The following is a 13,492-nucleotide window of genomic DNA, read 5'->3' as shown; positions in this document are numbered from 1 at the left end:
GCGAGCTTCTGCAACGGCTCAGCGAGGCGTAACAGTCCTTCAAATCGTCAGCGTCTATCTGCCCCAGGAGAACTAGAAATGTCTGCTCAGGGCTTGCTTGATTTCCCTTACTACGCTGATCCGTTGGCAGACGGCTGCTTTAAGCAGGAAGCCATCACCTGCGAGGTCTGCGAACAACGACGTGAATGGGCTTATACAGGTGGTCTGTATGCCGCGAACGAGCCTGACAGCCTTTGTCCCTGGTGTGTGGCAGACGGCAGCGCGGCAGCAAGGTTCGAAGGCACTTTTCAGGATGTCTATTTCTCTGAGACGGCGAGTACGGAGAGCAGAAGCGCCGTTCTGGAGCGTACGCCCCGCGTCGTGCTGTGGAATCCCGTTCATTGGCCGGACCACTGCGGAGAATGCTGCACCTATCTGGGAACGCTTGACCCGTCAGCCCAGCCGCAGCTGGCCGCACAGGAAAGCATTCAGTGGGAAGCCCGCGATCTGGCCCGCTCGATCTCTGCGACGTGGACAGCAGAGGACCTTCTGGACTGTGCTGTGCGGGGCACCATGACCCTGCACCTGTTCCGATGCCGGAACTGCGAAACGTACAGTCTTTCACTTGATGGCACCTGAAGGAGAAACCTGATGGACTTCCAGAACAAAGTCATCGTCGTTACCGGCGCCGCTTCCGGCATCGGCCTCGCCCTTGCCACGCGCTTCGTGCAGGAGGGCGCGACTGTGATCGCCTCCGACCGCAATGTGGAGGGGGGCGAGGCGCAGGCGGCGCAGATCGGCGCGCGCTTCGTTCCGGCGGACGTGTCGCAGGAAGAAGGCGTGGTGAACCTGATCGCGGACGTGCTGGGCCGCGAGGGCCGCATCGACCTCTTCTGCTCGAACGCCGGGATTGCCGTGGGCGCGGGGCCGGACACCGAGAACCGCGTCTGGGACCTGATCTACCGCGTGAACGTGCTGAGCCACGTCTGGGCGGCGCGGCACCTGCTCCCGCATTACCTGGAGCGCGGCGAGGGGTACTTTCTCAACACGGCGTCGGCGGCGGGTCTGCTCACCGAGCTTCACTCGGCCCCCTACGCCGTCACCAAGCATGGGGCACTCGCCTTCGCGGAGTGGCTGGCGATCACCTACGCCGACCGGGGCATCAAGGTTTCGGCCCTCTGCCCCGAGGGCGTCCAGACGCCGATGATCCAGAACGCGCCCATCCTCCAGCAGACCGCCATCAGCACGGACGAACTGGTGGACGTGACCTTGCAGGCACTGCGCGAGGAGCGTTTTCTCATCACCACGCACCCCACCACGCTGGCGGGCTTTCAGCTCAAGGGGCAGGACTACGGCACCTGGATCGGCAAGATGACAAAACTGCGCGGCAGGGCAATGGCGCTGCTGGAGGGGCAGCAGAAAGTCTTCCCGGAGGGCGAGGCCCCCCGCACCGAGGGTCATCCGTGACCCGTCCCGACACCGCCCCCGTCCGTCCCGGCGAGGAACTGCCGCTGGACGCGCTGCGCGAGGCACTCCGCGGAAAGGTGGCGGGCGACGTGGACCAGCTCACTGTCGAGCAGTTCCCCGGCGGCTTTTCCAACCTGACCTACCTCGTGCGGCTGGGCGAGGGGGAGGAGAGGCGTGAGTACGTCCTGCGCCGCGCGCCGCTCGGCCCGGTGGCGGCCAAGGCGCACGACATGCCGCGTGAGTACCGGCTGCTGGAAAAGGTGCATCCGGTGCTGCCCGTCGCGCCCGAACCGGTGCTGCTCGTCGAGGACGCCTCGGTGATCGGTGCGCCCTTCTACCTGATGGAACGGCGGCGGGGCACGGTGGTCCGCACGAAGCTCCCGCCGGAATACGCCGAGTTGCCTGGCGCCCCCCGCCAGCTCTCGGAGGCGCTGGCGGACACCCTGGCGGACCTGCACGCCGTCGATATTGACGCGGCGGGCCTGCGCGACCTCGGCAAACCCGAGGGCTTCAACGCCCGGCAGGTGGAGGGCTGGGCGGGGCGGTGGCGGCGCGCCCGCACCGATGACCTGCCCCCGCCGGGGGACCTGCACGACGAGGACGTGATCGCCTGGCTGCTGGCCCACACGCCCGCCGAATCCGCCCATACCCTGGTCCACAACGACTTCAAGCTCGACAACCTGATGCTGGACCCGCAGGACCCCTCGCGGGTGGTCGCGTTGCTCGACTGGGAGATGACTACCGTCGGGGACCCGCTGGCAGACCTGGGCCTGACGCTGACCTACTGGACGATGCCGGAACAGCCGGGCGGCGCGGCGAACCGGGTGGGGGCCAACGCGCCGGGCTTCCTGTCGCGCGGGGACTTCCTCGAACGCTACGCCGCCCGCAGTGGTCGGGACGTGCGGGGCGTGGCCTGGTACGAGGTGCTGGGCCACTTCAAGCTGGCGGTGATCGTGCAGCAGATCTACGCCCGCTACCGCGCGGGGCAGACCCGTGACCCCCGTTTCGCCCCGCTGGGCCAGCAGGCGGCATGGCTGATCGGGGAGGCGTGGCGGCGGATTCAGGCCGAGGGCGCATGAGCGAGCTGATTCTCGTCCGGCACGGGCAGGCCACCCCCTTCGAGTCCGACACCGACCGCCTCTCGCCTCTGGGGGAGGCGCAGGCCCGCGCGGTGGGCGCGTATCTGGCGGAGACCGGACTGGAGCCGACCGACGTGATCAGCGGCTCACTCGTCCGCCAGCGCGAGAGTGCCCGTCTGGCGGCGGAGGCGGCGTGCGGCGGCTGGCCCGACCCCCGCATCGACCCCCGTCTGGCCGAGTACGACGGCGACGGCCTGACGCGCATCCTCGCGCCGCTGCTGGCCGCCCGTGACCCCGATTTCGGCGTCCTGCTGCGCGCCTCCGAACAGGAGCGGCAGGGGCCGCAGCGCAACCGGCACCTCCAGCGGATGCTCGAACCTCTGACCGCCGCCTACCTGCGCGGCGAGCTGACCCACGCCGAGGTGGAACCCTGGGCCGACTTCCGCGCCCGCATCCACGGCTTCCTGCGCGAGCTGCTGGCCGGGCCGTCCGGGCGGATCGTGCTGGCCTTTACCTCGGGCGGCGTGATCGGGGTGACGGTGGCCGCCGTGCTGCGCGCTCCCGACGCTTCCGCCCTCACGCTGAACTGGCGCGTGAAAAACGCCAGCCTGACCCGCCTCACCTACGGCGGCGGGCGCGCCAGCCTCGACAGCTTCAACGAAACGGCCCACCTGCCAGAAGAACTCTCGTCCTGGCGCTAAAGGAGACAGCATGCCCCTCGATCCCCACCTGAAAGAAGTCCTGCTCCAGATGGCCGCCGCCCCCGAACCCGGCAGCCTGGAGGAGATGCGCGCCGCCGTCATTGCCAACTCGGCGCGGCTGCCCCAGCGCCCCGTGACCATTGCCGGGACGCGCGACCTGACGATTCCCGGCCCGGCCTCTGACCTGCCCGCCCGCCTCTACACGCCGGAAGGAGAGGGACCCTTCCCGCTGACGGTCTTCTTTCACGGCGGCGGGTTTGTTGCCTACAACATCGAAACGCATGACAGCGTGTGCCGCGAGCTGTGCGCGGGGGCGGGCGCCGCCGTCCTGAGCGTGGACTACCGCCTGGCTCCCGAACACCGCTTCCCGGCGGGCGTGGACGATGCCTACGCCGCCCTGGTCTGGGCCTCTGCCCACGGTGAGGATCTGGGCGCGGACGCCTCCCGCCTGGCCGTGGCCGGGGACAGCGCGGGGGCCAGCCTGAGTATCGCCTGCACCCTGCGCGCCCGCGACGAGGGTGGCCCGGCTATCCGGGCACAACTGCTGGTCTACCCCGCCACCGACTTCGTGAATCTGGACCGCTACCCCAGCCGCCGCGAGAACGCTTCCGGGTACTTCCTGACCGAGGAGCGCATGCAGTTCTTCGGTCAGATGTACCTCTCGGACCCGGCCCACGCCGCGCACCCGCACGTCTCGCCGCTGCACGCCGCCGACCTCACGGGCCTGCCGCCCGCCCTGGTCCTGACCGCCGAGTTCGACCCGCTGCGCGACGAGGGCGTCGCCTATGCCGAGGCCCTGAATGCCGCAGGAGGGCGGGCCACGCATCAGCCCGGCCCCGGCATGATTCACGGCTTCGCCAACGTGACGGCCCTCTCGCCCGCCGCCGCGGCCCTGCTCGACCAGGCGGCGGCGTGGCTGAAGGCGGAACTGGCCTAGAACGTTTGTCCCCATGATGCTGCCCTGGGGAGAGGCGGCCCTGATGAATGGCCGCTGCCTCTCTTCTCAAGTGCTGGGGTGGGGGGCATGATGGTTTATGGTTCCGCGTGCTTTCGTCCGGGCGGTTTTGCCGCTCGCCCTGTTCCTGACAGGTCCCGCCACTGCCCTGCCGTCCAGCGTGACTCTCGGCAAGATCCGCCACGAACTTCAGGGGCCGGACAACTGCGCGCCGGTCACGGCCCTGACCGTTCTGGGGTACTACGGAACACAGGTCACCCAGGCGCAGGCGGCCCGCGCCCTGAAGGACTCACCAGGCGACCCGCAGGTGACCAGCTTGGAACTCGCGGGCTATCTGGGCCGCTTCGGGCTGCGGAGCGTGATCCGTTATGCGGGGACGCCCGGACTTTTGCGTGAGCTGCTGGCCCATGGCGTGCCCGTCGTCTTGCAGCAGCGGTTGCGGGCGGGCAGCAACGTGGCCCACTTCCGCACGGTGTACGGCTACCGGGGCCGGGCGTTTCTGGTGAGCGACCCGCTGCGAGGTGCCCGCCTGTGGCTGAGCGAGGCCGAGCTGATGGACCTGTGGCACTTTTACAACGGTGAGTATCTGGTGGCCTATCCGCCCGCCCGTGAGGGAGACGTGCGGGCCGTGCTGGGCGAGGACTTCCGGGCCGCCGCCAACTGGCAACGGCTCAGGCGCATCGGGGAAAGCAACGTCCGGGCCAGGCCGAACGATCCCTACAACTGGTGGGGGCTGGGTAAGGCGAACCTGCGGCTGGGCAACGTCAAAGCGGCGGCGGCCAATTTCGACCGGGCGGTGGCGCTGGGGGTGCCGACGCTGTACTTCCTGTACCGCCAGGAGGCGTTCGAGGCCTGGACGCAGGCCGGGCAGCACCGCAAGACGCTCGACCTGACCCAGCGCGCACTGAAGACGGACCCGGCCAGCAAGGAACTCCTCCGGTTCCGGAATCTGGCGCGGTCCGCGCTGGGCGGCTGATACGGGTTCCGGGAGATGGCTGGACTTCCGGCGCTGTCCCGGAACCCGTCGTTTCTCCTTCTCGCGTCCGCTCGGCTTGAATCACTCCATCAACGATTCAAGCCGAGTTCGTATGCGGTGCTCTTGGCCGGAGAGCTTCAGCCCTGAACCGGCAGCGTGAAGGTGAAGGTCGCGCCCCCCTCCACCTGGCCCTCGGCCCGGACCCGCCCGCCGTGCCGGGTCACGATCCGCTCCACACTGGCGAGGCCCACCCCCTCACCCTCGAACTCCTGGGCGCTGTGCAGGCGCTTGAAGACCTCGAACAGTCTGTCGCGGTAGGCCGGATCGAAGCCCACGCCGTTGTCCCGCACGTGAATGACCTGTTCGTGTCCGGCGGTCTCGGCCCAGATCTCGATCACGGCCCGGTCGCGGGTGCCCGTGTACTTCACGGCATTGCCCAGCAGATTCTGGATAACCTGCCGCAGCAGGGTCACGTCTCCCCGGACCACGGGCAGTTCGCCCACCCGCCAGTCGATCTGCCGCTCTCCGACCTGGGGGGCGAGTTCGGCCCGGACGGCGTCCATCAGCTCACCGAGCGCCACGTCCGATTTCCGCACCTCGCCCGACCCCAGGCGCGCGAAGGTCAGCAGGCCGTCGATCAGCGCGTTCATGCGCGCGGCGCTCTGCTCAATCACGTCCAGATATTTCAGGGCGCGGGGATTGTCCGGCACGGCCCGGCGCAGCAGCCCCGCGAAGCTGCCCAGATGCCGCACCGGGGCACGCAGATCGTGGGAAACGCTGGAGGCGAAGGCTTCCAGGTCGTGGTTGGCCTGTTCCAGTTGCCGCTGCTTGGCCGCCAGTGCCTGCTCGCCCCTCCACCGCTCCAGCGCCAGCCCCAGTTGCTGCACCGCCGTTTCCAGAATCACCCGCTCGGTACCCGTCCACGCCCTCTGCTCCCCGCCCGGTTCGGGCAGCGCCACGACCAGTACCCCACATGGCGTGCCCCCCACCAGCACCGGCAGCGTGGCCGCCCGGGTTCCCGGGGTGAGCGGCCCCTCCGGAACCCCGGAATCCGGCCCCTCCGGGTAGAGCGGCTGCCGCGTCTGCCAGGGGAGAAAGAGAAGGGGTGTGGCCTCGAAGGGCAGTCCGGCATCCATGGCGGCCTGGCTTTCCGCGCTCGGGAGGACGCCTGCCTGCGCCTTGCAGCGCCAGAGGCCGTCCTCAGGTTCACCGTAGAGTGCGTAGCCGGCCGGCAACTGGGTCAGCAGGAGGGCCAGTGCCCGGCGCACCAGCTCCAGCGGGTCGGCGCAGAGGCCGGGGTCGCGCCCGAGTTCCGCGAACGTCTCCAGCGCCCGGTTGCGCGCCGCGAGTTCTTCTTTCTGCACGCTCAGCGCCCGCGTGAGGTCCGCCCGCTCGGCGGCGAGGCTCAGGGCACGGCCCACCGCGCGGAACACGGCCCGGTCGCGTTCGTTCCAGCCGGTCTTCTCGCGCAGGCCCGCCGCCAGCAGGCCGGCGGTCCGCCCCTGCACCGTGACCGGATACACCGCGATGGCCCCATATTCCGGCGTGTGTGGGGCCAGCAGGTGGTCGGAGGCCCGCCACTCATCCACGAACAGGGGTTCGCGTGACGTGGCCGGCCCGGCGAACAGGGGCAGGTCCGCCGGAAAGCCCGCCTGGGCCGCCGTCAGCGTGCCGGGGTCCATGTCGCCGTCCCAGGGACCCTGTTTCCAGAGGTCGCCGTGCCGTTCGTAATACCCGGTGCTGCCCTCACCCAGCGCGCGGTGAAGCACCCCGGCGGCAGCCTGCGTGAGCACGTTCAGGTCCGTCTCGCGGCTGACCAGCTCGGTAAAGCGGGCAAAGGTCTGGAGGGCCGCCGTTTCCGCCGCCAGCTCCTCGTTGCGCCGCCGCAGCTCGTGGGTGCGCGTCTCAACCCGCTGCTCCAGGGTGGCGCTCAGCTCCCGCAGCTCCGACACGTCGACCCCGGTCACCACCGCCAGGCCCGGCCCGGCAGGGTTCAGCCCTTCCTGGATCAGCGCCGAGGAATACTGCACGAAGCCGCGCGACCCGTCCCCGCGTTCCATCTCGATCTCCTCGTTCTCGACGCGCTCTCCGGTCAGGACGGTCCGGGCCAGCGGCCACTCGTGGCCCTGGTAACGCCGGCCATCCGGGTGAAACCCCACGTACTCGGAGTACTGGCCGATATCGGCGCTGGGGCGGTAGGGGTGACGCAGGATGCGCTCAATGGCCCGGTTACCGGCCGTGATGCGGCCCCCCGGCATCTCCGCGATCCACACGGCGGCGGGCAACTGGTCGAGGATCGCCGCGAGGCGCGTGCGCTCCTGGTGCAGCGCGGCCAGCGCCTGCTCATGGACCTCGGCGGCCTGAAGCCGCTCCAGCGTCTGCCGGAGCTGGGCCGCCAGCGACCGGACAAAGTCCCGCTCCGACTCGCTCAGGCGCCGCTCGCGGCCGAAGTGCAGGGCCAGCACCCCGGAGTCCCCCAGGCGGCACGCGGCCAGGACGCCCGAAGACGTGTGGCCCCCCCGCGCCCCCACGAACACCCCGTCCGGCTGATGCAGGGCGGCCGTGACTGGCGACGGCCCCTCTACCGGCAGCGATGTCTCTGGCCCTGTTCCCGTACCGACGCGCTGCCAGAGGTCCAGCCGCGTCTGGTCCCTGGAGAGTCGCCAGAGCGCGCCACCCGCAGCCCCCAACGCCTCCCGGCCCAGCGCCAGGGCCGTGCGGATCGCCGTCTCGGTGCTGCTGGCCGAGACGAGCGCCCGCGTGACGGCCAGCAGCGCCTCGCGGCAGTCCTCCGTATGCCGGCGTTCGGTGATGTCCCGGAAATGCACGGCGATCCCGTCCTCGTGGGGAAAGGCGCGCACCTCCACCCAGACGCCGAGTGACGGGGAGAACAGGTCGAATTGCCGCCCCTGCCGAGCCTCCATGACGAAGCGGTACTCGGTGTTCAGGGCCGTTTCGAGCGCCTCCGGGAAGCAGGACCAGAATTCCCGCCCGAGCAGCTCTTCCGGCGTCATCCCCACGCTGGCGGCGGCGTGCCGATTGAGATAGGTCAGCCGCCACTGGCCGTCCACCGCGAAAAACGGGTCCAGAAGACCGTCGAGGAGGGCCAGGGGATCGGGGCGGGTGGGCAGGAAAGAATCTGGGTTCACGCTGGGCCTTCCCAGGATGCTACGTCCCCAAAGAACTGAACAGCAGGTCAGCTCTCATCGTTAAATAGAAAATTAAGGGAAGGGGCCAGCCCGGAAAGCTGACCCCTCGGCGCGCATTCGGCCCTGCCTGTGTCAGCCCCGCCGGGAGCTGCGCCAGAGTGCGGCGGCCAGGCCAGCCCCGATCAGCCCCACACCCAGCAGTTTGCGGTGGGTGGCGGCCTCGGTGTAGAGGCTCACGGGCTGCACCACGCCGGGATAGTCGCCGCGCTCCTCCAGCCGCTCGGTGGGGTGATAGAGGATGTGGCGTTCACGCGGCAACGGCGGCTTGTCGCTCAGGGTACGCGGGATCGCCACCGCTGCCAGCGTCTGTTCGGTGGCCTGCGGCGCGAAGTCGCCCGAGGCCGCGATGCCCTTGGCCCCCCCGCCCACGTACAGCTCGCGGGTGGGGGTGGCGGCAGCGTGCAGCACGGCCCGCGCGACGGTTTCCGGGGCGTAGACGGGGGGCACGTGCTGCGGCTCGGCGTCCAGATAGTTGCGGGCGTTCAGGGGAAAGGGCGTGTCGATAGGACCGGGTTTGATCAGCGTGACCGAGATCGGCGCGCCGTCATGCTCCAGCTCCATCCGCAGGCCGTCCGTAAAGCCCTTGACCGCATGTTTAGTCACTGTCATTCCAGTGCTTCAGGGTGGCGTCAGCCCCACCACGCGCACTTCAGTCCCGCCCAGCGCCAGAAACTCCACCTGATAGATGTCGAGCAGCTCAGCCAGCTCCGCGTTGGGGACGGTCAGGATAGCCTCGGCCACCGCCGCCAGATCGGGCATCTCGGCAGGCGGGGCGGGCGGAACCGGCTGAAGTTGGGCGAGGCGGGCCGTCAGGGTGGCGCGGCGGGCCTCGTAGGTGGCGCGGTCGATCATCTGTTCGAGGTAGAGGTCAACCAACGCTTCCAGCTTCCGCGTGATGTCCTGACGTTCTGCCGCGTGGGGGTCAGCAGCGGGCGCGGCACGGTAGAGGTCGGCAATCCGGGCCGGGTCGTTCGGGCTGCACAGGTGGGCGGCCAGGGCGGCGCGGGCGTTGTGGTTCAGTTCCTCGGCGGGACCGTAATGCCGACTGGCCTTGCTGTTCGTGCCGCACTTGGGCGTCTTCCGCAGGGTGGGATGGCAGAGGTAGATGGGGCGGCGCTGATAGCCCGCCGCCTGATTGCTCTTGCCGGTCAGCCGCGCCCCGCAGCCACAGCGCAGATGCCCGGTCAGGGGGAACTGGTCGGGCTGGCGGTGGGGATGGTTGTGCGTGCGGTCCCGCTGCGCCGCCTCCCACACCTCGCGGGACACCAGGGCCGGGGCGGGGATGGTGACGTGCTGCTCAGGTTCATCGGGCCGGCTGGCCGCGCGGTAGACCAGTTCCCCCGTCCAGTAGCCCTCGAATTGCACGATGCGCCGAATCTGGGTGGCGCTCCATTTGCCACCCCAGCGGGTCTTAATCCCCTGGTCGTTGAACTGCGTGGCCGTCAGGTGGTACGCCTGCTGTCCCTGGGCGAGGGCCAGCCGAACCACGGCACTCTCAGCCGGTTCTTCCACGAGCCGCCCCGCCTCGTCCTTTGTCCAGCCTGTCGGCAGACCAACGCGGCCATGCGGGTAGATGCCCTGACTGGCGGCCTCGGTGCGCCCCATCTCGGTCCGCTCGCGGGTCTGCTCAATTTCCAGCTCAGCCAGCGCCGCCAGAATGGTCAGCATCAGGCGTCCGGTGGGCGTATCCGTGTCTATGCTCTCTGCGAGGAACACCAGCCGCGCCCCCCGGTCCCGGATGTCCCGCACGATGCCCAGGAGCTGCACCGCGCCGCCCCGGGCGAGGCGGGAGAGGGAATAGGTGGCGACCACATCGCCGGGTTGCAGGTCCAGCAGCAAGGCGGCCAGACCGGGGCGGTCATCCCGTTTGCCACTCAGCCCGGCATCCTCGTAGTGCTGCACGGGCGTTAGCCCCTGATAGTCCGCCCAGGCTTGCAGCTTGGCCCGCTGCGCCGGGAGGGAAAAGCCGTCCGTGACCTGAGTCCGGGAGGAAACGCGGCTGTAGAGGCGGGCGGTCACAGCATCACTCCTCGATCACGACCAGTCCGATGACAGTGTTCCGGCGTCCGGGAACCTGAAACAGCGAAACGCCCGGCCCCTGAAACTCATCCTCGTCTGGCACAGGGTCGCCCACCCAGGGGGGCAGACGATAGCGGTACGAGTTGGCGTGGATGATTCTCCCGCCCTGCCCGATGAATCCCCCGGCCCGTCCATCGAAGTCAAAATGCACCACGCGCCTCAGCGCCTCATGCAGCGGAACCTGGGCCGCTTGGTGCAACACCCAGACGGCCATTGCATTTCGACCACAGATGTTGAGGGTGACCTGCACCAGCTCAGACGGCATGGTCAGCAGGTCGCCTGCGTGATCAGTTAGACGCTCCTCGTGCGCGAGGAGATCGGGGGCCTGTGCGTGGTAATGGCGCATGACATCTCGGTAGCTCGGGTGGCCGGGGGCCGCTTCCAGGGCCAGGGCATGCGCGAGTTCATGCCCGGCATCGCTGTTGGCCTGCCAGGAGTCGCGGGTGCGACGGATATAGGCCGTGCTGGTCAGGGGGTCGAAAAAGCTGCGCTCATGGGGGGCCAGCTCATAACCCAGTCCGTCTGCAAGTGCGGCCATATCGGTGCTGGGGGCGGCCTCAGCGCAACGGGCCTCCGTATAGCGCAGCAGGCTGTGGATAACGTCGTCAATCACGCTCCGACTCCGGCGGGTCCACCTCATCCCGGCGGCTCACATACACCGCCAGCCACTCACCCGGCGTGGCCGGAGTGCGGCGGAAGGGGATGTTTGCCAGATACCTCACCCAGCGAGGTTCACGCAGTGGGGCGAATTCCGGTTGCTGGCCGAACGTCTCAACCGCCTCCCGCAGCGCGTCCGGAATGGGCGGCTCAGCGGGGGGCGCGCGGTAGCCCTGGGCACCGGCAGAGAGAGGGTGGGCCGTGGAGGCGGGGGAGCCGGGGCGGGTGGAAGTGGGGGCGGGTATCTCGATGAATACTCCGGGTTTAAGCTCTCTCACCTGCTCAGCCTTCAGCCCTAAGGCCGTGACGAGGGCGGGAAAATAGCTGCTGTTGACCCAGTTCACCTTTCCGTTGACCATCTGGGAAAGATAGGTCGGGTCCATCCTGGCCTCCTCGGCAACTTTGGCCTGGGTTTTCGTGGAGGCCTGGATGAACTCGCGCAGGCGATCTCCAAGTGTTTTTTTGTCCGGCAGTGGCGTCTGGGGCATGAGGGGCACCTGTCGGAGTGTGGAGACTGGTATCAACATGCACCCCGATACGCGCCACTGTAGATATAAGTTTCAACAGGGGGAAGTAGACTTGAATCTGGTATCAAGGGGTGCTTGATTTCCCTTTGTTGATACCTGTATCATCACTCCATGCCCACCGATACCGTAGGACAGCGGATCAAAGAGGCCCGAGAAAGGGCTGACCTGTCCGTTCGGAGACTCGCAAAACTCGCTCTGGGCGGGGAAAGCAATGCCCGGCAAATCACCTGCTGGGAGAAGGGGAAGGTGATACCTTCACTTGAGAGCCTTCGCAAAATTGCCCCATTCCTCAATACATCTGTCGCTGAGTTGATACCTGATTCAACTCTAAACAAGCCGCTCAAGGTAGGTGCCGCATGACCCCGACTCCCCGCAGCAGCACGCCCCAGCCCGCGCAGACCCGCGCAGACCGCGCCCGCGCCTGGTTCGCCCGGAACGTCAAGCCCAGCAAGTAACGCCTCTCCGCGCCGATGGCCGCTGGCGTGAAACACGGCCCCATTGCCTCCCGAGGCGTGCTGCATGACAACCCCATACGCAGGCCCGCTCTGGCGACCGGATACGGCGCTGGGCGTGGGCGGGGGCGAAGTGCCGCCCCGCGCATTGCACACGCAAAAAAGCACGCCGCCCTGCCGGGAGTAGCAGGACGAGCGCACAGGGTGGTGCGAGTTGCCAGACTCACCACCCTTGTACGTCTCGGAGTAGCAGAACGTTTCTCAATTGGGTGAGTCAGATGTGGAAAACCTCACATCTTTACCCCACCCCGCTAGCGCGTCGCTGAGCGTCCGGTCGAACCGGAAGGGTCGGGACACGAAAAGACCCCCGCTGGAACGGGGGGCAAAGGGGGGTCGCTTGAACGACCTCATGTTACAGGACGCGGCGGGTATCCGTCGCACGCAGGACGGACGTGCATCCGTCTTCGACCTCCTCAAGGCGGCGGGCAGCAAGTCGCCCCGCCGCACTTGGGAATACCTGCGGGAGAAGTACCCCGAAACTGTCCATGCCGTGGACAGTGTGAAAATGCCGCGCCGGGACGGCAAAAAGGGGAACCTTGCCACTCCCGTGACGGATGTAGGGGGCTGGCGGCGCATCCTCACCGTTCTCCCCGGCGTGCTGGGCAAGCAGTACCGCGCAGCCGTCAATGAGATGGTTGACCAGTTCTTCGATGATCCGGAGGCGCTGAACACGCGCACGCTGGAACGCATCGAAGACCCGGAAGCCCTCAAACGGGTTGAGCTTCGCGCCCGCACCAAGCGCACGAACAAGGGTGTAAACGCACAGATTTTCAGCCGGGGCGGAAGCCAGCAGACGGCGGCGCAGGTGGCGAACATGAATAACCTGGCCGTCACTGGGCACGTCGCCTCCGACCTGAAAGCCATGCGGAAGGTCAAGGAAACGCGGGAGAGCTTCAGCAACCTGGAATTGTCCCTCATGGCGGTTGCCGAGGAGTTGGAGATTGCCGCCCTTCAACAGGGCGAGGTGTTCGGGCATGACGGCATCGTGGGCACCGTTCAGGGCGTCACGTCGGACGTGAGTACCCTGCGGCGGAAGTACACCGGGCCGCTGCCCCATCCAAGAGACGGCTTGCTGAGAACCATCATCTAACCCCCTCCAGACACGGCGCTGCTTTAAGAGCAGCGCCGTGTCTCAGTACCCCACCTCGCGGGCACGGTGCCGCGCGTCGGTCAAACCGGGAAGGTCGGGCAGCAAAAAGCCTCCGTCTGGGCGGAGGCGGTGAGGTGGTACATGGAGCAGTTTAGCAAGGGGCAGAGGGTCAAGCTGGTGGGGAAGTCGGAGGCAGGGAGGCCATATACCAAGGGCTTTGAGCTGGGCGAGGAACTGGAGGTGCGTTTCGGGCCTGACTCG

The 13,492-nt window shown here is 68.0% G+C and carries 13 protein-coding genes; 8 read left to right on the top strand and 5 right to left on the bottom strand.

From position 1 onward, the window contains the following. The first annotated feature begins 78 nt into the window (after positions 1–78). The 6 genes from DEIPH_RS19115 to DEIPH_RS03490 all read left to right on the top strand — a co-directional run bounded on the left by DEIPH_RS19115 (position 79) and on the right by DEIPH_RS03490 (position 5,157). Entirely contained in the window at positions 79–618 is a 540-nt protein-coding gene (locus DEIPH_RS19115; protein ID WP_081790755.1) for a CbrC family protein, read from the top strand. A 12-nt stretch (positions 619–630) separates the two neighbouring features. Then, positions 631–1,446, top strand: a complete 816-nt coding sequence (locus DEIPH_RS03510; RefSeq protein WP_034353901.1) for an SDR family NAD(P)-dependent oxidoreductase — start codon at positions 631–633, stop codon at positions 1,444–1,446. Then, positions 1,443–2,525 carry a phosphotransferase family protein gene (locus DEIPH_RS03505; RefSeq protein ID WP_034353898.1) on the top strand — a complete coding sequence of 361 codons (1,083 nt, stop codon included), beginning with the start codon at positions 1,443–1,445 and terminating at the stop codon, positions 2,523–2,525. The genes DEIPH_RS03510 and DEIPH_RS03505 overlap by 4 nt, the downstream gene beginning before the upstream one ends. Next, positions 2,522–3,226, top strand: a complete 705-nt coding sequence (locus DEIPH_RS03500; protein ID WP_034353896.1) for a histidine phosphatase family protein — start codon at positions 2,522–2,524, stop codon at positions 3,224–3,226. The genes DEIPH_RS03505 and DEIPH_RS03500 overlap by 4 nt, the downstream gene beginning before the upstream one ends. Before the next feature lie 10 nt (positions 3,227–3,236). Beyond that, positions 3,237–4,163 carry an alpha/beta hydrolase gene (locus DEIPH_RS03495; RefSeq protein WP_034353893.1) on the top strand — a complete coding sequence of 309 codons (927 nt, stop codon included), beginning with the start codon at positions 3,237–3,239 and terminating at the stop codon, positions 4,161–4,163. A gap of 97 nt (positions 4,164–4,260) precedes the next feature. Then, on the top strand, positions 4,261–5,157 hold the full coding sequence (locus tag DEIPH_RS03490) for a C39 family peptidase (protein ID WP_034353890.1): 897 nt from the start codon (positions 4,261–4,263) through the stop codon (positions 5,155–5,157). 137 nt (positions 5,158–5,294) lie between these two features. On the opposite strand, the gene DEIPH_RS20760 is transcribed toward DEIPH_RS03490, so the two are convergent. From DEIPH_RS20760 to DEIPH_RS03465, 5 genes are all read right to left on the bottom strand, one after another. Continuing rightward, positions 5,295–8,306, bottom strand: coding sequence for an ATP-binding protein (locus DEIPH_RS20760; protein ID WP_051517118.1), 3,012 nt, complete (start codon positions 8,304–8,306; stop codon positions 5,295–5,297). A 132-nt stretch (positions 8,307–8,438) separates the two neighbouring features. Continuing rightward, positions 8,439–8,975, bottom strand: coding sequence for a hypothetical protein (locus tag DEIPH_RS03480; RefSeq protein ID WP_235183159.1), 537 nt, complete (start codon positions 8,973–8,975; stop codon positions 8,439–8,441). 9 nt (positions 8,976–8,984) lie between these two features. Next, positions 8,985–10,385: a recombinase family protein gene (locus tag DEIPH_RS18595; protein WP_051517117.1), complete on the bottom strand. Its 1,401-nt coding sequence runs from the start codon at positions 10,383–10,385 to the stop codon at positions 8,985–8,987. A gap of 4 nt (positions 10,386–10,389) precedes the next feature. Then, a complete protein-coding gene (locus tag DEIPH_RS03470; RefSeq protein ID WP_034353887.1) occupies positions 10,390–11,058 on the bottom strand; it encodes a hypothetical protein in 669 nt (222 codons plus the stop codon). After that, positions 11,051–11,590 (bottom strand): helix-turn-helix domain-containing protein, encoded by a 540-nt coding sequence (locus tag DEIPH_RS03465; RefSeq protein ID WP_034353884.1) that lies wholly within the window; start codon positions 11,588–11,590, stop codon positions 11,051–11,053. Before DEIPH_RS03465 ends, DEIPH_RS03470 begins: the two co-directional genes overlap by 8 nt. Positions 11,591–11,740: 150 nt before the next feature. Between DEIPH_RS03465 and DEIPH_RS19110 the strand changes: the two genes are divergently transcribed. Beyond that, on the top strand, positions 11,741–11,989 hold the full coding sequence (locus DEIPH_RS19110) for a helix-turn-helix domain-containing protein (protein ID WP_081790754.1): 249 nt from the start codon (positions 11,741–11,743) through the stop codon (positions 11,987–11,989). Between the two features lie 489 nt (positions 11,990–12,478). Next, a complete protein-coding gene (locus DEIPH_RS03460; RefSeq protein ID WP_152544778.1) occupies positions 12,479–13,231 on the top strand; it encodes a hypothetical protein in 753 nt (250 codons plus the stop codon). Positions 13,232–13,492 lie beyond the last annotated feature (261 nt).

Origin of the sequence: Deinococcus phoenicis, from assembly GCF_000599865.1 — a bacterium.
In the GTDB taxonomy this organism is placed as follows: Bacteria; Deinococcota; Deinococci; order Deinococcales; family Deinococcaceae; genus Deinococcus; species Deinococcus phoenicis.
The sequence above is the reverse complement of the archived record's forward strand: the minus strand, read 5'-3'. Positions and strand labels throughout refer to the sequence as shown.